We start from the raw sequence: 24,069 nt of genomic DNA, 5'->3' as shown, positions 1-24,069 counted from the left end.
CGAATGATCATTTACAAGTTGTAGAGGATAATGGAGTAAGGACCTCGATAGAGGTCCCTCTTAAAAAGGCACAGGTCGGAGGGGCGCTAGCCCCGAACGACCTGTGTGCAAGAGCATATTCACCACCTGCTTGACCCCGGCTCAGGGGTCAGACCTAGAGATAGGGTTGTCCGACCCCTCGGCCGGGGTCGCAAGGGTGTGTGGTAACTCTTTATACACAGGTCTTCGGCACTGCGTGCCTTGACCTGTGCCTATTTAGCACGGAACTCTCCGAGGTCCTTACTCCATTATCCTAAACAATTTGAATATTATCATTCGTGCAACAGCCCAAAGTGGTCAAAAGTTTAGTTGCAACTAAGCAATTGCTTTGTTGCAACTCGGCATTTGCTTAGTTGCAACTCATCGATCGCTTAGTTGCAACTCAGTTTTCGCTTTCTTATCGCTCTGAATATCAGTTTGTTATAAATGGGCTTTTTAGCCATTACTTTCTCCTATTTTATAGGGTCATTAACTTAAGAATATACTCCTAATGCGTAACCCCTGATAAATACCTAAAAGTAGTGACTCAAATCTTAGAGTTATCTAGTAGATTTGCAACATTAAATTTATTTTGTGCGTCGGAAGCTAGCTAGCCGATGCACCATAACTAATGATACTTAAAACCAGATGAGAAAAGTAAAGCTTATTAGTCCAGTATGGTGGCTCTCTATGATCGCCACCCTACTGCTAATATCCCCTGCCATTGCAGCCGAACCAGAGCACAACCAGCAATCCACCGATGCCAATATCATAGGCCACGTACTCGATAAAAAGAGCCGTGAGCACCTCATCGGCATCATCATCAAAATAAAGCATAGCCCTTATGGTGCCACCACCGATGCATCGGGGCACTACTTCCTTCGCAACCTCAAGCCCAACACCTACACTATAGAGGTATCGGGCGTTGGGTATAAGAGCGAGCAACGGACAGTGAAGGTAGCTCCCGGAAAGACACTTGAGATGAACTTTGAGCTAGAGGAAGATGTCTTTGACCTCAACGAGGTAGTCGTCACCTCCAATCGTCAGCAGACCCTTCGCCGCTACGCCCCCACACTGGTCAGCGTGATTGATGACAAAGTCTTCAAAGTGGCGAATGCGGTGAGCCTATCACAAGGACTCACCTTCCAACCAGGCATTAGGGTGGAGAACAATTGTCAGAATTGTGGCTTCAGCCAAGTGCGCATCAATGGTCTTGACGGACGCTTCTCCCAGATACTGATTGATAGCCGCCCAGTCTTCAGTGCACTCGCTGGAGTCTACGGACTGGAGCAATTACCAATGAATATGATAGAGCGCGTAGAGGTAGTCAGAGGTGGTGGCTCCGCACTATACGGCTCGAGCGCCATCGCAGGAGTGATCAATATCATCACTCAGGCACCTGTAGCCAATAGCTATAGCTTCTTCAATAATCTCACCCTCACAGGGATGAAAGATCCCGACCACACCCTTGGATTCAACGCCTCTATTGTAGGTGCCGACGGACGTATCGGTGCAGTGGTCTTCGGACAAGCTAGAGACCGCAAGCCGTGGGATAAAGATGGAGATGGCTTTAGTGAATTAGGTAAACTTCGCTCACGCTCCCTCGGCACCGTCGGACATATTCGGTTCTCAGAGTTTGATAAGATGAGTGCCGAGATCCATGCGCTACAGGAATACCGTAGGGGTGGCGACCGAATGGACCTCCCCGTTCACGCTGCTGCAGTAACAGAGCAGACCGATCATACCATCTACAGCGGACAGCTCAAGTACAGTCATCAATCGTTTGACCTCCGTCACCACCTTCAGCTATTCGTGTCGGGTCAGGTCGTAAGACGCCAGAGCTACTACGGTGGTATCGGTGAAGAGAATGTAGGGAAGCTTGGCTTCATTCCCAAAGAAGAATTTGGCGTCAACTTCGGGAACACCAATGGAGATACCTATTTAGCCGGGCTACAATACAATTACGATTGGGACCACTTCCCCATCGCCCCCGCTAAAATCCTACTCGGTGCAGAATACGCCTATGACCACCTCAAGGATACGATGCCGATTCGCTCCTGGGAGCTTGATAACACAGGCAATGCCTCTCTCTACCCAACTGTAGAGCAAAAGATCCACAACTGGAGCCAAATAGCACAGCTGGAGTGGGGCAATGAGGCGTGGAGCGTGCTGCTAGGTGCCAGACTAGATGAGCACTCTGCCGTACGCAATAGCAAGGGAGCGATCAAGCCGATCCTCAGCCCACGTGCCACCCTTCGCTACAATCCTTCCGATCAAGTCAATCTTCGACTGAGCTACGCCCAAGGATTCCGTGCCCCTCAGCTCTTCGATGAAGATCTGCATGTAAGCATCGTGGGTGGAGAGTCGCAAAGGGTATTTAATAACCCCGACCTCAACCCAGAGTACAGCCATAGTCTTAGCCTAAGTGCCGACACCTATTTTAGCCTTGGCTCAGCCCAAGCCAACCTACTCGTAGAGGGTTTCTACACCCGTCTGGTAGGTGCTTTTACCACTGAAGAGCGATCGGACCAATCCAAAGATGGGTTCAAGATGTACGAGCGCATCAATGGTTCGGATGCCCAGGTATACGGCACCAACCTTGAGGGAAAAATCAAGTGGAAAAAGCTCAGCCTACAAGCTGGCATCACACTAGCAAAGAGCCAGTGGGACGAAGCTCAGGAATGGGGCATCCGCACCGCCCTACTCGGTGAGACGGCTGAGACTGCCAAAGAGATCAACACTTTAGAGGATCATGGACCAAGTACCCTTACTGGATTCAATCCGAATGGAGACAAGATAGGACTCAATAGCAAGGAGATGCTACGCACGCCCAATATCTACGGCTACTTCACAGCTACCTACAGCCCCATCTCCAATCTAAACATCTCCTGCACCCTCAATTATACTGGGCAGATGTACACTCCGCACGTTGTCACGATAGGACAAAAAGCAGCTATTATCGACCGCGAGCTAGTAGCCACTGGCAAGCGTCCCGACACCTCAAAGCTAGAGCAGGCACCACGATGGGATCGCCTAGAGCATACCCCACGCTTCTTCGACCTTGGCACAAAGATCAGCTACGACTTCCCTATCTTCAATACCTCTTGCATTGAGGTCTATGTAGGGATGAACAACATTCTGAATGCCTTCCAAAGCGATTTCGACCTAGGAGGCAATCGCGATAGTGCCTATATTTATGGCCCTACCCTTCCAAGGTCCATCTACACAGGTCTCAAGATAGAGATCTAAAAAAGAGTAACGCCACCAGCATTACCCTAACCCCTTATCTGCCGAATTAATCTCTCCTCATAGATTTTTTCAAGCAAAGGGTTTGTAGGTTTCAAATTTTGTGGTATCTTTGCCACACGAAACTAACGAAGGGTAGTTCGGGCGTGAAATTCTTCCATAGCTCAGTTGGTTAGAGCATCTGACTGTTAATCAGAGGGTCCTTGGTTCAAGTCCAAGTGGAAGAGCATCTTTTATTAGGAAGAAAGGGGTGAGAAAGAGCGTTTTTTGATTCTTCCATAGCTCAGTTGGTTAGAGCATCTGACTGTTAATCAGAGGGTCCTTGGTTCAAGTCCAAGTGGAAGAGCAAGAGAGGTGACGAAGTGTAGCGACACTTTGTCACCTCTTTCTTTTTACCCTAAGCCAACTACTGACAGACCACTACCGAATTTGTCACCCAGTGGCAGCAGAATGACATTGGCACGCTTATTTCATAATACCTAATACTGAATGAAGACAATTGAATGTATAACTTATAAACTTAAGTAGTAGATATGACTATCAAACCATTGGCAGATAGGGTACTTGTGGTACCTGCTGAGGCAGAAGAGAAGACAGCAAGTGGGATCATCATCCCCGATACAGCAAAGGAGAAACCTCTACAGGGTGTCGTAAAGGCAACTGGCGAGGGGACGAAGGATGAGAAGATGCTCCTCAAGGAGGGCGACCGCGTACTCTACGGCAAGTATGCCGGCACTGAGCTAGAGCTAGAGGGTACTAAGTACATTATGATGCGCCAGAGCGACGTACTTGCAGTGATAGAGAAGTAATTTCAATGAATCTATAAAACAACAGAAAGATATATGGCTAAGCAAATAAAGTTTGAGACCGAAGCTAGAGACCTGCTCAAGAGCGGTGTTGACCAGCTAGCAAATGCAGTAAAAGTAACCCTTGGCCCAAAGGGTCGTAACGTGATCATCGACAAGAAGTTCGGTGCCCCTCATATCACCAAGGATGGAGTTTCTGTAGCTCGTGAGATAGAGCTCGAGGATCCATTTGAGAATATGGGTGCCCAGCTGGTAAAGGAAGTGGCCAGCAAGACCAATGACGATGCCGGTGATGGTACCACCACAGCCACCGTATTGGCACAGAGCATCGTAAATGTAGGGATCAAGAACCTCGCTGCCGGTGCTAGCCCAATGGAGCTAAAGCGTGGTATCGACAAAGCAGTTGCTACCGTAGTCGCTTCTCTCCGTGAGCAGAGCAAGGAGATAGGTGACGACCTAGCCAAGATCGAGCACGTAGCTAAGATCTCAGCCAATGGCGATGAGACCATCGGCAAGCTGATTGCCGAGGCGATGGAAAAGGTAAAGAAAGAGGGCGTTATCACCGTAGAGGAGGCAAAGGGCATGGAGACTACTGTAGAGGTAGTTGAGGGTATGCAGTTCGATAAGGGCTACATCTCACCTTACTTCGCCACCAATACCGAGAAGATGCTCGTGGAGTTTGAGAACCCCTACATCCTTATTTACGATAAGAAGATCAGCACCCTCAAGGAGATTCTACATATCCTAGAGGAGGTAGTGCAGACTGGTCGTGGCCTACTGCTCATCGCAGAGGATATTGAGAGCGAGGCACTCGCTACACTAGTAGTTAACCGCCTACGTGGTTCACTCAAGGTAGCTGCTGTCAAGGCTCCTGGCTTTGGCGACCGTCGTAAGGCAATGCTCGAGGATATTGCTATCCTTACAGGTGGTACCGTTATCTCCGAGGAGACAGGTCTTAGCCTAGAGACTGCTACCATGGAGATGCTTGGTTCGGCCGAGAAGGTAACCATTGATAAGGATCATACTACCATCGTGAATGGCGGTGGTGCCAAGGAGAATATCGAGGCACGTGTACAGGTGATCAAGAACCAAATCGAGGCTTCCACCTCCGACTACGACAAGGAGAAGCTACAAGAGCGCCTAGCTAAGCTAGCCGGTGGCGTAGCTGTCCTCTATGTAGGTGCACCTAGCGAGGTAGAGATGAAGGAGAAGAAGGACCGCGTAGAGGATGCCCTCAGCGCCACCCGTGCAGCTATCGAAGAGGGTACCGTACCTGGTGGTGGTGTTGCTTATATCCGTGCTACCAAGGCTCTTGAGGGGCTGAAGGGCGAGACCGATGATGAGCAGACCGGTATCGATATCATCCGTCGTGCTATCGAGGAGCCACTTCGTCAGATCCTAGCCAATGCTGGTAAGGAGGGTGCTGTAGTGGTACAGAAGCTTAAGGATGGCGAAGGCGACTTTGGCTACAACGCTCGCACAGATAAGTATGAGCACCTCACCGAGACTGGTGTCATCGACCCAACTAAGGTGGCTCGTGTAGCCCTTGAGAATGCAGCCAGCATCGCAGGTATGTTCTTAACTACAGAGTGTGTCATCACCGACCTCCCTGAGAAGAACGCTCCAGCAATGCCAACCCCCGATATGGGCGGCATGATGTAAGCTGAAACCCTAATACAACGAAAGAGAGCTAGACAGACATTCGTCTGCCTAGCTCTCTTTTTTTTTATTTAGATGAGCTTGCCAAAAAAGAAGTGGTCCGACCCGCAAGGGGTCGTGGGGTTGGGGTAGCTTATTTACCCCCAGTCGTTCGGGTCTAACGCCCCTCCGACGTGGGGGCTAAAACAAATCGGACCTCCTTCCGGAGGTCCTTTTTCTCTTATTTTACCACGATGCAGGTGCACCCTTCCGACTTGTCCGACTTGTCCGACTTGTCCGATGAGGCACCCACAAAAAGGCACCGGTAATAGTCAAGCAATCATTCAATCCACAGTTGAGAGCCTCTGCGATAGACACTGTACTCTAGGAGCGGATAGCTTCCAGGTCCTACAACAGGATGCGCCAATCCCAATGCCAAGTCATAGACCGTATGGCACTCAGCACACTCCGCTACCATCACCCCATTCGCACTAGTGAGCGACGGCACCACAGCCGCCTCCGTTGGCCAGCAATAGGGACATGCAAGGTCATAGGCAGCATACTGATCCCCCACTCCATGCACCACCACTACCCCCATATAGCCTAGTCGCTCTCCACGATAGAGAGGTTGCTCATAGAGCTTATAGCTATACGGCTCCAGCAGTGCTCTTCCTTCGTGGTCAAGCGATACTCTTAGGGCAATAGGCAGACGCCGAAGTGGATGCTCCGCCTCTAGCTCCACCCCTTGCTCCTGACATGAGAAAAGGGCAAAGAGCAATATGAAGAGACACACCCACCTTCGCATACCCAACCTCCCCATTGCATCAGTAGTGATTAAAGACCAATCTTAGAGAGATCCACCTTCTCCAAGAGGTCAGCCACCTTTTCTAGTCCCTTAGTGACCTTACCCTTTACCATTCCCGAGAGAAAAGGTGGGAGCGACACCTCCACCTGAATCTGTGCTAGAGTCTTATCCGCCCCCTCTTCCGAGAGGTTAAGCTGTAATGCTAGTGGCACTGGAGACTTAAAGGATTCATACTTCACTAGATTGGGTGCTACCTCCTCACACTTCTTAAGGCCTATCTGACCCAGTGCAGGGGCAAAGAAAGTGACCTGCTCATCACTGATCTCAATCTTATACTCAGCCACCTTGTCCCCAGCCTTATCAATAATGGGCTGTAAGTTAGTTGGCTTAGATACCAAACCGTAGAGGGTCTGAATATCTTTTTTTATCTCAATCGGTCTACTGGTATATACATTCATACTATAATACTATTACTTAATTACTTACCCCAATTGGCAGGGTCCTTACGCCACTCCCGTAGCATCTCCAAATCATCGTGCGAGATATAGTGGCTCGCCACTGCCTCCTCAATCACTGCGTCGTAACAACTGAGGGTTCGTAGCGTCACACCCGCCTCCTCAAAAGCATCTTCGGCCTTCTGCAGACCATGCGTATAGATCGCCACCATGCCCAGCACCTCGCAACCAAACTCGCGGAGAGCCTCCACTGCCTTAAGGCTACTGCCACCAGTGCTCACTAAGTCCTCAACCACTACCACCTTATCAGTAGGGAGAATACGACCCTCAATCTGATTGCCCATGCCGTGATCCTTCGCCTTTGAGCGAATATAGCTAAAAGGCAATTCCATCACATCGGCCACCAAAGCCCCTTGAGCAATGGCACCAGTCGCCACACCGCTAATAGCTGTCACCTCAGGGAAATGGGTGCGGATCGTCTCCCCCAACGCCTTCTTGATATAGGTGCGTGCTTCAGGGTCAGAGAGCGTCACACGGTTATCGCAATATATAGGACTTTTCCAGCCTGATGCCCACGTAAATGGAGCTTTAGGACTTAGCTTTACCGCCTCCAATCTCAAGAGGTGCCGAGCGGTCACCTTAGATATATCATTCATAAAATCATTGTGCTAAAAAGTTAATTCACTCATCTCCAAAGGTACACAAAAACCAGCAAACTACAGACCTCACAAAACATTGTGTACGGTGGTTACGTATTAGGAGTATATACTTAAGTCGACTAGCTAGCATGTTTAGCTCATATTATACCGTTTTTCCATAGCCCCTCTGTTGAAGACGTAGACCGACCGCCAGCCCTACTTTTCCGATTAGGGACCTCCATAAAACCTCTATGCTAGTAGGGTAAAAGTTGAGATGCAACTAAGCGATCGGCGAGATGCAACTAAGCATTTGCCGAGTTGCATCTCGCCGATTGCTTAGTTGCATCTCGACAAACGCCTTAGTATAACATTGAATTCCAATTCGTTATAAATGGGACTCAGAATTCTTATTTTAGCCGGATTTTTACTTAGTTTCTCTAATACGTAACTCCCAATACTGGAGACTGTTGCACGAAGTCGATCTGCAGCGTTGCTTTTGGGATTCGGGCTCGGTCACGTACGTTAGTACGCTCCCTTCGGCTCCGGTGGGGCCTTGGTGCCCTGCGTGCACCTTGCCCTCATTCTCATGCCTTGTATCTCATCCTTCGAGCAAAGTCTCAGCACATTTGGATCAAATGTGCGAGAATGTCACTTCGCGAACATTCTCTATTGTGTTTGCCTGATGCGGAAGTCGTATAAATAAAATGGTCCCTTGTGGCAGGACAAAAGTGTCGCCACAAGGGATCATAACTATTAGGATACAGCAAAGTACTTAACGAGGAGAGAGCCGCTTGATACTCTTTGCCGCCTCGTGCGAAACGAGCTGTGAAGAATCACCAAGCACGGTAGAAAGCTGCTCTTTGATTTCTGTAGCTTTGCACGAATAATTATACCAGCCTAGTGCCTCAATACTAGCTACTCTCACCGTCTCGCTATTGGAGACGTCAAGAGCAATCTTGATCAGAGCTTCAGCTACCCTCGCATCTGGAGAGTTACGGCAGCTACGTATCGCAAATAGCTGTTCTTTCACAGACTTCGCATCCTTGCTCTGAGGCAATAGCTCCTGTAGAAGACGCTCCCGTGCACTCTCAGCTGCCTGCATATCAGAGAGTAGCTTCTCCACCTGACTTGTAGGATATATAGGTGTGCGTGCCACGATGCTACGAAGCTCTTGAGAGAGCCTATTACCATCCATCATTTTGAGAGCACCGCTCTGCTTGAATACGATTCGCTTACAGTGGCTATCCTGCAACAAACTTTCTACTAGTGCTGGTGCCAATGCGTCCGAACCATTCTTTCCTAAAAGCTCAACGCTCATCCTCCGAATAAGTTCGTAGCTATCATGCACCCCCTCCTTGAGCACCTCCACGAAGTTGGCATCATTTATCTCACTCAATAGCTTCAGTGCTTCTGTCCGTACAATCAGACTATTTGAGGTACGATAGGCATTGAGGAGCAGATCCGACACTTGTGGGTAATCCATTCGGTATAGCATCTTGAGTGCCAAAGCCTGCAAATCTCCCGATGGCACACGTAGCTGTTGCAACCAGTAATTGGCATCCCTAGCTCTTAGCACCAATTGCTGGCTAAGGTTACTTGGCACTAGCTGGCTATCCGATACGAACCTAAAGGTTGGGTCACCGATAAGGTGCGTCTCAAGGTACATTACCTGCTGATGCCACGAGCCCAACCGCATCCCATTTGCGAGGAGCCCAAGCAGCTCATCTGGCCACTTATCTTGGATCACGTTGACCGAATTGGCTTGGACTGCAAGAGTAGTTCCTTCATTAAAGATATATTCTGCCGAAACGTTTTCATCAAGATGAAATGAGCCGTTATAGCATGCATCTAGCATCACAAATCTCGCCGCTGGCGCAATGGCACGGAGGTCATCAATATAGATATCTAGGCTTCTATTGAATAGAGAGTCCGCTGCTTCATTCTCGGGAGTAAAAGTATCACTGATCCAAGAAATGGGGATATCTAGCTCCTTGGCAACCCTCTGAATCGCTTCATCAGGAGTCTCCCCTTTCCTTAGTCGCCTAGCTCTAGCACGTGCAAATAGCATTATATTCTCCTTAGAGATATCCACACTGCTCCCCTCTCGATATCCATTGATGTATTGATTTTGGGGGGCTCCGTGATGATGAAAGAGCATCACATCCAGATCAGGCTGCTGCACCTCGGTTAGGTAGTAGTACTTTGCGGGGAACTTATCATCAAAGTCGATTGCCTTAAAGCGCCCAGTGGGCAGAAACACACCCTCCAGTTGCTCCCTTAGTGCGATTTGCTCTCCTGCCCACGCTTGCTTAGACTCCGAGTTGTAGCCATGGCCACGAGCCATAGTAAGGTGGTCAAGCTTATTCCGAGAGTGGTTAGTTCGCTCCCTCACCACCTTTTGTAGATACTTCGTCAATGCCTGGTACTTCGTCTCACCCTCTCTATTATAGGGTCGGATACGTGCCGAATAGATATCGGACTCTATCCTTTGTGCCCCTTCGCTCGAAAGCGAGTAGAAAAAGAGACCCGGTTTTGCCCCATCATACGGCAGTGGTACAAACTTTAGCCCAAAGCAATCATAGAAACGATCACTGGGCACACTTGAGCGCTCCCATGGGTACCTATTGGGATCCATCTTGAATGCCGATGTGAGATGATGGGCATCTCGGATCATCGCTACAGGTATATCCCCGATCAAGACACACCCCTCAAGTGGAGAGGAGGGGTCTTGATGAAGCTGTTGGAGAAGTACTCTGATCTCATCAGGGCTACTCCAGTCATGAATAAGGAGATAGGTGCCGAGGTCATCTTGCTCCACCACATCTCGATAGGCATCAACTGCTGCCTTGGCGTTAGCATAGCTCTTACTATCTATCACAATGGCAAATGAAGTGGGAGTGACCACCCTAGGGGTCTCCACCACCTGTGCCATAAGTGATAGTGCACTAATCAATAGGGCGGTTATGCCCAATAATATTCTATTGTACTTCATGTTGTAGGTGTTATAAGTGTTAGAAAAAACAGCCCAAAGAACAAAGTGCAGAGGCACGGTGACCTAGACTTGAATTCAATGGGTGAGAATACCCCAATCTTGCCTTGAGGTATAGCATTGCACGGCTAGAGGATACTGGCTTTTGAGCATAGGAGATAGAAAGAGCCCCCTTCCACAGGTCCGCCACCATATAGTGATAGTCGGGCAGAGTGATATGCTCAGCCACAAATGAATTTACATATTGCTGCTTGAGCTCTATATTAGAGTCAAATGCCCAAAGACGACCACCAGTAAGGGAAAGGTCGAGAGTGGGGGTAAAAGGGCTATCAAATACAAATACCTTGCGCACCTCTCCCATAATTGATGCCATTGAATACCCATACTCCGAGTGTGGTAAAATATACTGCTCCGAAGTTTGCGTAACCGCTCCATTCAATCCCAACAACCACTCGTAGGGGTGCTGACTATTCCACGACCATTGATAGGAAGCCTCTAAGTGATTGCGGTGCTTCAAATACCTACCGCTACGAGACAGCTCAATATAGCCTTTAAAGGCTTCTGTATTATCATACTTTACGATGTACTGTATTCCTTTGTGCTTACTCACATCGTAACGCACAGAAAGGGTATGCTGTGACGGGCTCTCCTTACTCTGAAGAGTAAAACCCACAAAAGAGGCATCTGCAAGGAGAGAACCGGCACGCTGAGGGACGGTAAAGCTAATCTCTGCATCTTCTACAGAGCTCTCAAAACCAAGATAAAATATAGTGCGCCAATCAGTATCAATATTGTACTGCAACTCACCACCCACAGTATTTCGGATGTAATTAGTGACCCGACCAGAACCGATACGTGCCGTAGCACCTCCCATTCCGAACATCTCATAATAGGGTTGCTCCACATATATATTGATGTTTTGCATCCGGCTCTCCTCTTTGTACGTCGCATACTTTAGGAGGAGTGAAAGCTGTGTTTCCTTATTGAAAAAGAGGAGCAGTGATGGCTGTAAATAGAGGGACATCGCATTATTATGTGATCTCACATCCCGTTGCTTGGCACCCTGCTCCGCCGAATAGCCAGCTGCTAGCCCAAAAGATAGGAGGCGATGATATACAGGAGTACCTGCCTTGAACTCTAGCTGATAGAGTTGATTTCTCCAATCACTATGATTTTCATCGGCCACAAAGTATGGGAGGTCACGATAGGGGCGAATCAGTGAAGCATTGTATCCCACCTCTTTAGCGATCTCTCTATCGTACTGAAATCTTCCCCAAAGGTGGTAACCATTCAATTGCACGGCTCCTTCTGCCATTGCCGAAAGGTCGTACAGCTTTTTGCCCTCCATTGCTCTGTGGTAGTCGCCCTTTTGCAATGCTCCGGACAAGCCGACTACGGTGTACCTTTGAGCATTCTCTAGTGCCATCCCTGCTGCATTATTGTGCATGGCAGATAGCTGCTCGCCCTTCAACTTATCCAATGAAGAGAGGCTATTTACCTCTTGAGCTATAAGGGCATTGGCACACGATAGGAATAGAAGTAGGCACAATATTTGATATCGCTTATGATTGTAGCTCATTTTACTAGTTGTTATTTTTTAATGAATGGTTCCATGCTGGCATTTTTGCTCCATATCTCCGAAGCATCGGTGTAACACCTCGATCAAAGTCATTGGTGCTATTATTGGTATCTTGCAAGAGAGGGGTACCATCGGGCCGCTGCCCTACTTTCTTTCGAGCCACACCCTGCCCGATGTAGGTATTACCGACATAGGTAATCCCCGCATCTATAAAGCTCGGCATACGCTTAGCATTGATCTTTGTTTCATTATCCACTGCCTCAACGCCATCTAACACATACTCTACAGGTATCTTGGCATAGATTGTGTTGCGCTTATTGCTCAGGTCTTTGGCTTGTAGTGACAAGTCATTGACTGGGTCGTAACTCTCCCCTTTTGGCCCCTTGAAGAGCACATACGCACCTCCGAAAACAGTAGTCAAGTACTGCGGCACACGCCCCATTGCCTCCTTGCCATCATTAAAGATGTGGATCATATCATACGCCGGCTGATCTGGGAATTTCTTATTAAACATATTGAATTCAAACTCCGAGCTGCTGCCATCAATAGGAGAATTAGGATTGTAAATGCTTAGTTGGTGATTGGCGGCGAACTGGGAAATAACACAGCTCTCACCTGGCTTCAGTGGATACTCCTCTCCTGTGCCTGGAAAGCGCCAAACGCGATCGGTATATAGATACTTTCCAGCATCCTCCTTAGGCCATATAGGCAACTTTGTAGTCGCAGTACCTGGATAAAGGACACAGAAGTAGAGACCGTCAAGGAAGCAGACCTCATCTGAATTATTATATATCTCATAGAACTGGTCTCTGAAATACCGCTTGGGCGAACCACAGTAGTATATTTCCTTGAACACAAGGGGACTCAAACGTCCGTTCAATACCTCCAGCTCTACACGCAACCCATCTTCCAGAAGAGGATAATTGAGCAGGCTACCATTGGGGTAAGAGACTTCACCATCAGCCCCTACCGTCTCACCAGAGATATTGATAGAGTAAATTCCAGGCAACACTCCCGATACTTTGGTCTCATGACCCGTCAATGGACAAGAATAAGCCACCTGCTCATATTCATTGATCAGCTCCACCTTTGCTCCTGATGCCGAATCAAAGTCGGGGATAGCAGTATTCGCCACAATAGTCACCGAAATAGGCTGCACTAAGTCTGTGTTTCTAGCTTGTTCAAAGGAGTTACACCCCACAGAAAAGAGCATCAAGAGGGCTATCAATGGCAGCCACCCAAAGGGGTGATGTGTATATTTGGCATTCATCATACTATACTTTTACTTGATAATAATTGTCAACTCAATACCGTAGAAAAAGGCTTTATTTCGGCTATAAAATGTACCTGGTCGTCGCTTCGACTCCACCCTTGGATAGCTTCTAAACATATTATTCGCAAAGAAAGAAAGCCGCATAAAGTCGCCAATCTCCTTGGTAAGGTTGAAGTTGAAATTATAGAGAGGTGGAAATAGCTCATCAATATACATACTATCATCTCTATTTCTCAAAAGAGATGAAAACTCAGGCTCCTTTGCACGTGACACATCAAAAGGATATATCTTACCATCTACCTTAGAGATATAGGCAACCGGGATAGTATCGTTACCCATCTGGTAGCGATCCAATTCACGCCATATAGCCTCTGCAGTGAGGGTCAGTACAAGGCCAAGCTCTGGGATGTTATGTGTAGCTCTGATAGAGCTAGTCACCTGTTCATAGATATGCTTTTCCATCCCTTTTTCATAGAGTGCGGTATGGGTACGGTATGCTCCCGCTTCACTACTTCTACCATCATAGTACTCATAACCATTATTAAAGTTTTTGGACCAAGCCCATGCACCAGATAGCGCAATAGTAGTGCGGATAGCATCAATGCGCTTAAGTGCCAAGTCCCACTCCAGTCCCCTACGGTAAGAAGTCAAGTGGTTAGATGGGCTGTAGTAGGTAGCAAGCACGGGATTAGAGGCAGAGAGCTCAAATCGTGGCCCATCAGGTCCCGCCACACGCTTATACTCATTGTAGATAACTGGCTGGTGCTTTGGAGTAAGCGTATACCCATTATCCATACGCTCATCATAGGCAGTTACCATCAATTTTCCAATAGGTGTCTTAAGGTCAATGCCCACCTCTGCTTTACGATTTGTAGCAATCTCTAGCGACTTATTTTGGGTATCAAATACTCGGGTAGTAGTCATAAAAGCTTTATCCTCAAGGTTGCTAGCCATCTCATTTATATTAATGTACTCAAAGTAAGCACGCTCAGGATAGAGATAGAGGAGTGTAGGCATTTTGGCTGTCACTCCATAGGCGCCTCTTATATAGAGCCAATTGGGGACTATCTCAATAGAGAGATTGGTACGTGGAGAGAGCTTTCCACCCACGAGAGATATTTGATCCCAGCGAAGACCCGCCTGCCAATTCACGAGGTGACGATCGGCTATCTTCCAACTAAAGTTTTCCTCAGCAAAGAGACCCAGCTCGTGCACAAAAGGGATCTCACGATAGGGACGAGGGCGAAATGTAGCATTATGGGCTGCAATATTACGAAATGGAGGAAACTCAGGTGAGAACTCCTTTCCACGTCCAATATTGCCATCGACTGAATAATTGAAGCCCAATAATATCCGGTGATTAGTAGCTCCTAGCTTACCGAAAAAGGTAGCCGTTGCGCTAGAGAAGAAACTCAGCTCACGCCCATATAGATCATAGCGACCTTTGTAATTAGAGGGGAGGTAGTGAGCATAGTGAGTCGGATCTACCCCATCATACTTGGTCAGTGGCTTTCCCGAAACATCGTAGAGCACTCTTCCTGGCTGATTGGCAATAATGGCACCATCAACATCAGTCATAGAATATGGAGCCGTTGCAGAAGTATAGAGCTGGGTAAGGAAGCTATACTTATCATAATAACTGCCCGACACCACATACTTAATATTCTTCAGCCACCCCTTGTCAATGTTAATAGTACCATTGCTATTCATTGCAAATCTCAGGTTACGGCCATCCGACTCCAGCTCATTTGCGACATCATCAGGGTTGCGATCTCGCTTATCGCGTCCGTACCATAAATCCAAAGAGGTATTGGTACGCCATTTGCCGTCAAAGAATGTATTCGAATAGAGAAGCTTACCAACCGCCCTAGTAAAGTAATTGTATGAAGAGATTGGCGAGCTAGTATTCCTCGCATATTCGCCACTCACATTGAGGGATCCTCCATTCTTATCAAACGAAAAGCCCTTGTGAGCAGAGAAGTGGTAAAGATTGGGATTAGTACGTGCCTTGATCACTAAAGGGGCCCGGCCCGCCTTGGAGGTAATCAAGACAGCGCCTGAGGTAAGGTCGCCATGAGATACAGAGGGGACACCTCGTACCACCTCTACCGACTCCACACTCTCCAGAGAGAGCAGACGAGTATCAAAGCCACCCGCTGGAGAAGCGCCACCCGATAATGCCGAAGTGCCTCCCCTTACAGAAGGATTCATCACCTGTAGATTGGCATTATTGGAGATAGGAGCTCCATCCTGCACAATAGCCGTTCCCAAAGCATTGATATTATCATCTCCACCTGCCGAGCGAATAGTCACCTGGCTTGCAGTAGAAAGGGAAGGATTAGTAGAAATACCACCAGGCAAGAGCGACATTAAGTCAGAAAGGCTCACCGCTTGTAGGTGCTCCATTGCCATTGTGGAGATTTTGGATGATGTGGATTGCCCCGCCTTACTGGACTGTGCAGTCACCACCACTTCCTTTAGCCTAAAATCCTCATCTCGCATCACAAAGTCGAGCCGCTGATCACCACTCACCACAAGAAGGGTATCAATGGTCACTTTGCCAATAAAGGAAACCGTTAGTCGCACCTTACCCGAAGGCACTTCCTTGATATGATATGCACCATCTACAGAGGTTATCGCACCCATTCCATAAGCGAGAATCGAAACCGTAGCTCCAGGGAGAGGCTCCTTGACACCATTTGAGATTTCGTAAACCGCCCCGCTTAGATGATGCTTAGATTGTGCCCACACATTAGCCGGCAATAGAAGCATCAGAATAAGGAGGATTGGCATATAACGCCACGACACACTTCTAATCATATTTTACTAATTTAACGAATTGTTATTGTTTATTGCAAAGGTAATAAATTCCAGCAACTCTATTCTCCCCTATACTAGGTATATTGATTGGTAAAGGAGGGCGTGGGGATCGGAATAAAATGGTACCTTTGGGGAGAGGAAGGGGGAGGCGCGGAGAAAGCGTATGAAACGGCTTAAGATAGTAGCAGAGAGTTCGGTGCCCTACATCCAGGGAGTGGCGGAGGAGCTGGGGGAGGTGACCTACCTCCCCTCGGAGGAGTTTGCCCCGGAGGCAGTGAAGGAGGCGGATTGGCTGATTATTCGGAGTACCACGAAGTGCGGTCGAGCGCTTCTGGAGCACTCTCGGGTGCAGCTGATCACCTCGGCGACGATCGGTTTTGACCACATTGATACCCACTTCTGCCACCAGGCGGGCATCACTTGGTACAATGCCCCCGGCTGTAATGCCGAGGCGGTAGCGCAGTACTTTACTACAGCCATAGCCCTTAGAGCGGTGGAGTGTGGGTGGGACCCTCGTGGCAAGGTGATAGGGATTGTAGGGGTGGGCAACGTCGGGCGTAGAGTGGCACGAAATGCCCGGGCGCTGGGGATGGAGGTGCTCCTCAACGACCCACCTCGGGCAAGGGCAGAAGGCCCAGATACCTTTGTCTCGCTTCAAGAGATTGCCGAAAAGGCCGATGTCATCGCTTTTCACGTACCACTTATTAAGGAGGGAGAGGATCGGACCGTGCACCTGCTAGATGATAGGTTGGTAGATCTACTCCAAAGGAAACCGATCATCATGAATGCTTGTCGTGGCGCAGTGACCGACACCTCGGCCCTACTGAGGGGTTTGCGTGAAGGCAAAATCACAGACCTAGTGATGGACTGCTGGGAGGGGGAGCCCAATATCTCGCAAGAGCTACTGAAGCAGACTTGGCTAGGCACACCGCACATCGCTGGATTCTCTGCTCAGGGTAAGGCCAATGGTGCGCGGACCTGCATAGAGCATGGTTTAGAGCACTTCGGACTAAAGCTCAGCAGCTCGGAGCCCCTCTACCCACCCTCCTTGAGCGCTCCCCTGCTACATCTCTCCAGTGACCAACCTCTATGGGAGGCACTCTTACAAACCTTTGGCATCAGAGGAGTGGACCGCACCCTTAGGGAGCGAGCAAAGGAGTTCGAAACTCTTCGTCGAGAATATCACTACCCATACGAGCCATCAGAGTACCAGCTCCGCAGAAGGGAGATTGGAGAGTGGGCAGAGGCAGCACAAGGGATTGGTTTTCGGATAATAGAGTGATGAAGATTCTCCTCCTCAATACCTACCCGAGCGGCGGCGGTGCTGCAGTGGCGTGCCAGCGGACAATGGCACTCCTCTCACAGGCAGGGATGGAGGTACGTATGCTCACCATCACAGAGTTTGGGTGGCAGCATCGGGTCAGCTTCCTTGCCGACCGCCTAGATACGCTCCGTGCTGTCGGCTACCAACGCAAAAACCTCTTTCGCTTCTCCACCGCCCGCTATGGCCTGGACATTGCTCACCACCCATGGGTGGCGTGGGCGGAGGTAGTTCATATCCATTGGGTACAGCAAGGGTTTCTATCCGTCAAAGGTCTGGCAGAATTGCTCTCCATAAAAGGGAAACGGTTTTTCTGGACCCTCCACGACTTCTGGCCACTCACGGGCGGTTGCCATATCCCCTACTCTATCGGAGTAGATGGCGAGACCTCTTTTTGCCAAAGATTCACTGAGGGATGTGGAAGTTGTCCGCTTATGGGTAGCAAAAGCAAGCAGGACCATTCGAGTAGGCTCTTTCAGGCGAAAAAGGATCTTCCGCTTGAGCAAATACACCTCGTAGCGGTGAGTAATGCGGTGGCGAAAGCAGTCGATGCTTCGCCCCTCTTTAGTAAGGGTGCCATCACGGTGCTACACAATCCGATAGACCTGAAGCGGTTTTGCCCAGATTCGGCTACGAAAAAACAAGAGAGCAACCTCTTACTCGTTGCCTCACGCATTGATGATCCCGTGAAAGGACCCGATTTATTAGTGCAAATGCTCCGAGAAGCAAAGGCACTATCTGAGGAATGGGCGAGCAGTGCAAGCATCACTTTGGTGGGGCAAATCAAGGATAAGTCTCTACTAGAGCAGATACCAATCCCCTACCGACATATCCCCCGAGCCGAGGGAGAGGAGCTGGTAAAGCTCTACCAAACGGCCTCCACCATCCTCTCCACCTCAAGATACGAGACGCTTGGGCAAACACTTGTAGAAGGGATCGCTTGTGGCACCCCCGCCATCGCCTTTGGCGTAGGTGGGATCCCCGATATCATTCGCCCGGAGAGTGGCAATGGTCAGCTCATTCAGCCATACAAGACCACCGCCATGGCTCGTGCCGTGGTACACACACCCGCTCTAAGAGATAGAAAGCAGATTGCCGACACCGTCCGCTCCTTCGGCATCGATGCCATCGCCACCCAGCTGCTCCACCTCTACACCCTCTAACCCCACTACCCAACTATCACCATTTTATCGGACAGCAAAGCTTCGTTACTCATAATCATCTTTTAATTCATTGATTGTAGCGTATTGAGCATCGTATCTCGTTTCAGGGGTGAAAGGCTTCCGAGTAGCGTGGAGGCCGTGACAATCCAACTCTGATAAGGTGTCTAAGTCTACCATAACATACAACTCTTTGTCTTTAATATTTTTGTATCGCCCTTCCTCCAAATCTTGATGTGCTACAATCTTACAGACATTCCTCACGGAAAATAGATGTAGATTTCTATTGCTTCGATGGTGAAAGAGAACATAGCCTATAGAGGAGAGATTCTCCACAATCTCCATACTATCCCTAGTCATCTTAATACCGATGGCGATTTTTCCAGAGGGAAGAAAACTAGCAGACTTTATAGCATAATGCTCCATCATCACCATTAGCACGCCTTGGCGGGCATTGGGTGCCGAGGATGTAGCACTCTTCACAACCTCTCTAAACAACTGCTTGGGATTCTCACCCAACTCACACTGCACTACATGATAGTCTTGACGCAGCTTGGCGAGTAGTTGTTCATTGCCAACTTTGTCCTTCTTATCCAATGCAAGCGAAAGGAAGCGAGTATCGTCAAACGGACGATATACTTTGCCTAAAAGCTCTTGGAAATGCGTGCGGAGGTACTCCTTGTGTAGAACGCCCGGTTTTGGGGTCATTGCGTAAAAGTCGTACTGCTCTTGAAGGGCTGCTTGTATCTTCTCTCGAAAGAGACTACGCACCTTTTGCTTCCACGCTTCTTTTTGATAGCTGTTTTCCCGAGCATAGAGGGAAACCACGTAGAGAAAATTCACATCATAGTGGTAGACCAATAGCGTGTCTCTGTCGAAAAGCCGATTCTCAAAGTGGCGAGAAAGAAAAGTGTTGTTCTTAAGGTCGGAGGTGGACACGTTATCAGCATACGATAGGTGTTCGTCCATCTTGGCACTGATGAAGAAGTTGGGCACAATGTTGTACCCCTCTGTTTCATCGTCTCTATACTTGAGTTGCCCTTGCCTTTTGTCCACACTTTCGTTATTTAGAAAAAGGTTGAGATTCCACTGTATTACATTGCGAGCATAGGTGAACTGCTTATAGACAGACTCTTGCGATATGGCGTTGCCAATCTTGTAGTATTTACTATCCCCGATATAATAAATAGGCTTATTCTCCTCGTTGTCGGTTAGGTCGCGATAGCTATAGATATGATCCACTCGCTTACCATCCCCCTGGTTTTTCAAGCCAGATGGTGGCTCCTTATCCCCAATAAGTTCATCAATGATGGCTTCAAAGACAATATTGAAGTTCTTTGCGAGTAAATATTCACGTTGTTCAGCTACAATATTGATGTGGTGCGCCCTATCAAAGAAGGCATAGCAGAGCTCCCACAGTCTCACCTGCACATCCGAGAAGTAGCGGTACTTAATCTGCTTCAACCTTCGCTTGCCATACCCCTCTATATAATGTGTGAATTTCCGACCCGTTATCAATTCGAAACCAAAAGAGATTTGCACGGGAAATCCATAAGTGTCGCTGATATATCGAAGAATGGAGAGATAAATAATAATCAATTCCTCGTCCGTATTGACTTGACGCTTCTTATTAACTGGATTAAGGTAGGTGGGGACATCATCTTGTATCCATGCCGTAGAGCGGGAAATAGTTCGTGCCCAGTTAATCTTGTTGTAGCCCGAATACAGGTTGCGTAGCGTGGTGGTAAAGAAGTGCCGATGCTCTTGGTTGAAACGTAGAAGCGAGAGCAATATATCAAGAAATGTATTGCTCACCATATGCTTTCCCCGCCCTTGCTCTACAATCTGCCTGCGGTAGATGATGTTGTTCTTAGGGTTGGTCCTATTATAAACATCAATGGCTCGATAAATCCATACGGCAAATTCGTAGATGAAGTTGCGCTCCTCTGGAGTGAGGGGGTTATTTACACCCAAGTCTATGATGTCGTGTGGGTCAAGTTTAGAGAAGACCTTGTCATCCTTATTCAACAATACCTTAGGCAGAATGAAAACGCAATCCCGCAACTGTGGGTTATAGTAATAACCTACATAACCCACACTCACTGCACCCTCTACACTCTCTAAAGGGCTTAGCTCATACAAGATAGACCGCACCGCATCGGCTCGGTAGTTATATCCCTCAATGATGACCCTCACGCTTCTGTTATCTCCTCTATTGCTGGCTCGCTATTATTGTCTTGCAGTGGTTCTCCGAAAATATTCTGTAGAAATTGTGCTACAAGTCCCTCATTTACTTGTTGACCCTCCACATCAGTCTCATAAAACATCGGAAAGGTCATCTCCTTTCCCTCAGCTGTCTGAAACTCCTTATCGCTGAATCCGTAATCCTTGAAAACATCGTTCCATAGGTAGAAGATTACTTTGCTCACAAAGGTCTCTGCCGATATGGTGTGATTATCTTGTGGTTTTACAAAGAAGTAACCCAACTTTTTATCCTCACTATCGGTCACACTACCTATTTTCTCATTGATGCACTGCAGGAAAGTCCACCAGTCCCACTCCTTTCCAGAAGCTGTTATCACCCAATCCATATTGGCATTTCGGATAGGGATGTACTCCCAATCCCAACGACGCTTGAAAGCACTATCAATAGGGAAGAGACTTTGGTCGCTCGTATTCATTGTGGCGAGAATATGGAGATTATTCGGTAGCAATAGCAATTCTCCAGAACGCACGTCTGCCATAACATCCGCGTATTCCTCTTTGTAGAACTCGTTAATCTCTGCTTGTGCAGATTCATCGGGCGCAAAATTGTCTTCTGTGGCAAAGGTCTCTGATAGATATTTACTGATATCGCTATCTGCGGCTATAGGGTACTCAGAAAAGCCTGACGCACTTCTATCTAACAACTGAAAAAGATCACCGAAAATTTGAGCACAATTGCCTCGGTTGATCTCCTCAATCACCAAGTACTGGGGTTCGGGATAATGCGCCCAAGCCTGCACGTACGCCTTGAGAAAGGCCTGAGGGATGAAGTTATACACAATTCGCTTCTCCTCCACCTGCGTGCCGCTACTCTCGTAGCGTGGCACCACCTCCATAGTTGGCTTGTATGCCCCAACGAATGTGGCATAATCACTATCGGGATGAAATGTCGTCCGTACAGGCTTTGTTCCTTGCCCCTTTTCTAAGTTTTTAATCTTATACGACTTGCCCGTACCTGGCGCTCCGTAGTAAATCACTTGGAGAGGAGGCATAGTAGCGGTCTTCATTACAATAGGCTTAGGTGTGTACATCTCAATAACAGACAAGAGTTGCGCCAACGCTTTTGACAACGTTTTGTCACTTAAGACAATATGCTGGTCTGTACTTACTCCTTGGTATTCATCTGGATTGCTCCATTTTATCAACTTGCTCAAAGTTGAAAAAAGAGGCTTTGTCTGTACTGTTATAGTTGCATTGGCAACTTCGTCTGTGAAATATGAAGACCCAATGTCTCTCCACTGCTTTTCTTCATAATCTTGCATTCCAGCAAACACATCTAAATGGTTATAGATGTCTTGCAATGTTTCATAGAGAGATTCAAGACTAATATGGAACGACTTGGTAGGACCTCTTTTCCCCGAATTGGAAAATTTGATATAACCTCCTCTTTGCCCCAATTCTGCTCCAAATATGGAGTCTTCTTCCTGTAAAAACGTTGATAAATCTGCCATCTATCTATCTTTAAGTAGTTGCTCAAAAATTTGACTGGCGATTGCTGTAACTACTGGAACGGCTACGCTATTTCCAAATTGCTTATACGCCTGTGTATCAGAAACAACAATATCAAATCCTGATCCGATTGGAAAGCCTTGCAGTTTTGCGGCTTCAATTGGATGCAGTTTTCTTGGTCTATTTCCTTTCTGTTCAATTAAAATTTCACTCCCATCCTTATAGTATCTCGCAGATATGGTACTTGTATAAGGACTATTTTCTGAAAACAATGAGAAGCCAAAGCCATTACCTTTTTTCTGATGATCTCGTTTACGTCTGAGATGTCCTGCATACAATCTCTCAGAAATGGTATACTTTTCATCCACATTAGGAAATAATATATCTCCTAATTTCGTCTTGGCTACCAACATCATATCCTCTTCCTTTAGAATAGGTTGTTGTGTATCAGTCAATCCTAATGGAAAATGGAAATCTAAAACTAGACTATCATTTCTCCAAGCAACAATAAAAATCCGCTCTCTGTTCTGCGGAACTCCAAAGTTTTTTGCATTCAATACCTTGTAGCTAATCTTATATCCAAGGTCATCTAATATAGAGCAGATAGTACCGAACGTTCGCCCTTTGTCATGATTAAGTAATCCCTTAACATTCTCAAGAAATAAGACTTTAGGAGGATAACCAGTCTCAACTTTATTCTTAACAATTTCCGCAATACGAAAGAAAAGTGTTCCTCGTGTATCTTCAAATCCTTTTTTCAGTCCAGCAGAGCTGAATGGCTGACAGGGAAAACCTGCACATAGAATATCAAAATCAGGAATAGATGAAAGAGTAACCTTGTTTATATCACCTGCAAAAAGACCTTTGTCAAAAACCTCAGGAGCTAAACTATAAAAGTTAGCTTCGTATGTTTGCCGTGCAAACTTATCCCATTCACTTGCGAATACGCATTTTGCTCCATTTGCGTGCATAGCTAAATGAAAACCACCTATTCCAGCGAATAAGTCAATGAACGTATACTGTTTTTCCGACATCTTACTTTATCCTCCTTATTAATAAGTTCTACCAAACTCTCCAAAGTTATATTTTATATCTTGGCGATATTGAAGAGCTGTACCATGTAGAGCAAGCCTTGTCTGTAGACCAAGTAGAGATGGTCACTTTCACTGCTATGAGTTCAGCGACTAAATGGCTTAATTATCCACTCTGTCACAATTGTCGTAAATATGGCTCTAGCGATTTGGCTTTGCTCTTTGTTTTTTGCCTCATTGTTATACTCAGCCTCTACAAAGATAACCTTATTTTGTCGCACCTCAAAAGGTTATCTTAAGGATTTAGTTAACACTTAGCTCTTCGGTACTTTGGGGAGCGTGTACCTTGACCTCTGACTTTGTAACCCCGACCTATTCAGGCTTCAGAAAAGCTTAAGTTATTACATCTGCTTTACGCCTAATTTGACATGCCTGAAAAGTTCTCAACACTACAAAATAGAGCAAGTTTCAAAGCACCAAAACTACCCTTCAGAACCCACTGATACCCAACAACATACAACACCACTAACTGAGATGCAACTAAGCAATCGGTTAGTTGCAACTAAGCAAATGACG

General features: G+C 47.4%; 15 protein-coding genes and 2 tRNA genes. 7 read left to right on the top strand and 10 right to left on the bottom strand.

What is annotated here, in order from left to right; genetic code table 11:
• The first annotated feature begins 666 nt into the window (after positions 1 to 666).
• The 5 genes from HMPREF3027_RS03165 to groL all read left to right on the top strand — a co-directional run bounded on the left by HMPREF3027_RS03165 (position 667) and on the right by groL (position 5,732).
• Complete coding sequence (locus HMPREF3027_RS03165; protein ID WP_070706982.1) at positions 667 to 3,267, top strand: TonB-dependent receptor; 2,601 nt, start codon at positions 667 to 669, stop codon at positions 3,265 to 3,267.
• Between the two features lie 150 nt (positions 3,268 to 3,417).
• Positions 3,418 to 3,491: transfer RNA gene (locus tag HMPREF3027_RS03160), tRNA-Asn, on the top strand.
• A 45-nt stretch (positions 3,492 to 3,536) separates the two neighbouring features.
• A tRNA-Asn gene (locus HMPREF3027_RS03155) sits at positions 3,537 to 3,610 on the top strand.
• Between the two features lie 187 nt (positions 3,611 to 3,797).
• Complete coding sequence (gene groES / locus HMPREF3027_RS03150) at positions 3,798 to 4,073, top strand: co-chaperone GroES (protein ID WP_018029242.1); 276 nt, start codon at positions 3,798 to 3,800, stop codon at positions 4,071 to 4,073.
• Positions 4,074 to 4,106: 33 nt separating this feature from the next.
• Positions 4,107 to 5,732, top strand: coding sequence for a chaperonin GroEL (gene groL / locus HMPREF3027_RS03145; RefSeq protein WP_070706980.1), 1,626 nt, complete (start codon positions 4,107 to 4,109; stop codon positions 5,730 to 5,732).
• 316 nt (positions 5,733 to 6,048) lie between these two features.
• Here the strand turns inward: groL and HMPREF3027_RS03140 are convergent, their stop codons facing one another.
• From HMPREF3027_RS03140 to HMPREF3027_RS03110, 7 genes are all read right to left on the bottom strand, one after another.
• Complete coding sequence (locus HMPREF3027_RS03140) at positions 6,049 to 6,513, bottom strand: hypothetical protein (protein WP_246830514.1); 465 nt, start codon at positions 6,511 to 6,513, stop codon at positions 6,049 to 6,051.
• A gap of 29 nt (positions 6,514 to 6,542) precedes the next feature.
• Complete coding sequence (locus tag HMPREF3027_RS03135) at positions 6,543 to 6,971, bottom strand: hypothetical protein (RefSeq protein ID WP_070706978.1); 429 nt, start codon at positions 6,969 to 6,971, stop codon at positions 6,543 to 6,545.
• Positions 6,972 to 6,991: 20 nt separating this feature from the next.
• Positions 6,992 to 7,624 (bottom strand): orotate phosphoribosyltransferase, encoded by a 633-nt coding sequence (gene pyrE, locus HMPREF3027_RS03130; RefSeq protein ID WP_070706975.1) that lies wholly within the window; start codon positions 7,622 to 7,624, stop codon positions 6,992 to 6,994.
• A 754-nt stretch (positions 7,625 to 8,378) separates the two neighbouring features.
• Positions 8,379 to 10,598, bottom strand: a complete 2,220-nt coding sequence (locus HMPREF3027_RS03125) for a HEAT repeat domain-containing protein (RefSeq protein ID WP_070706973.1) — start codon at positions 10,596 to 10,598, stop codon at positions 8,379 to 8,381.
• Between the two features lie 19 nt (positions 10,599 to 10,617).
• Entirely contained in the window at positions 10,618 to 12,174 is a 1,557-nt protein-coding gene (locus HMPREF3027_RS03120; protein ID WP_070706971.1) for a DUF6850 family outer membrane beta-barrel protein, read from the bottom strand.
• 4 nt (positions 12,175 to 12,178) lie between these two features.
• Positions 12,179 to 13,447, bottom strand: a complete 1,269-nt coding sequence (locus tag HMPREF3027_RS03115; RefSeq protein WP_141756216.1) for a DUF4876 domain-containing protein — start codon at positions 13,445 to 13,447, stop codon at positions 12,179 to 12,181.
• Positions 13,448 to 13,456: 9 nt separating this feature from the next.
• Positions 13,457 to 16,267, bottom strand: a complete 2,811-nt coding sequence (locus tag HMPREF3027_RS03110) for a TonB-dependent receptor (RefSeq protein ID WP_070706969.1) — start codon at positions 16,265 to 16,267, stop codon at positions 13,457 to 13,459.
• Positions 16,268 to 16,430: 163 nt separating this feature from the next.
• Here HMPREF3027_RS03110 and HMPREF3027_RS03105 point away from each other — a divergent pair, with 163 nt between their 5' ends.
• Together HMPREF3027_RS03105 and HMPREF3027_RS03100 are read left to right on the top strand one after the other, a co-directional pair.
• Entirely contained in the window at positions 16,431 to 17,549 is a 1,119-nt protein-coding gene (locus tag HMPREF3027_RS03105; protein ID WP_070706967.1) for a 4-phosphoerythronate dehydrogenase, read from the top strand.
• The gene (locus HMPREF3027_RS03100) at positions 17,549 to 18,751 is read left to right on the top strand and encodes a glycosyltransferase (RefSeq protein WP_070706966.1); all 1,203 of its coding nucleotides are present in this window, start codon (positions 17,549 to 17,551) and stop codon (positions 18,749 to 18,751) included. Before HMPREF3027_RS03105 ends, HMPREF3027_RS03100 begins: the two co-directional genes overlap by 1 nt.
• A gap of 45 nt (positions 18,752 to 18,796) precedes the next feature.
• Here HMPREF3027_RS03100 and HMPREF3027_RS03095 read toward each other — a convergent pair whose 3' ends face one another.
• The 3 genes from HMPREF3027_RS03095 to HMPREF3027_RS03085 form a co-directional block, all read right to left on the bottom strand.
• Entirely contained in the window at positions 18,797 to 20,944 is a 2,148-nt protein-coding gene (locus HMPREF3027_RS03095; protein ID WP_070706965.1) for an LlaJI family restriction endonuclease, read from the bottom strand.
• Positions 20,941 to 22,167 (bottom strand): AAA family ATPase, encoded by a 1,227-nt coding sequence (locus HMPREF3027_RS03090; protein WP_246830513.1) that lies wholly within the window; start codon positions 22,165 to 22,167, stop codon positions 20,941 to 20,943. Before HMPREF3027_RS03090 ends, HMPREF3027_RS03095 begins: the two co-directional genes overlap by 4 nt.
• Before the next feature lie 297 nt (positions 22,168 to 22,464).
• Positions 22,465 to 23,496, bottom strand: a complete 1,032-nt coding sequence (locus HMPREF3027_RS03085) for a DNA cytosine methyltransferase (protein WP_070706961.1) — start codon at positions 23,494 to 23,496, stop codon at positions 22,465 to 22,467.
• Between the last annotated feature and the right edge of the window lie 573 nt (positions 23,497 to 24,069).

The sequence above is a fragment of the Porphyromonas sp. HMSC077F02 genome, from assembly GCF_001815465.1.
Taxonomy (GTDB): Bacteria; Bacteroidota; Bacteroidia; order Bacteroidales; family Porphyromonadaceae; genus Porphyromonas_A; species Porphyromonas_A somerae.
This window is presented reverse-complemented; position numbering and strand designations above follow the sequence as displayed.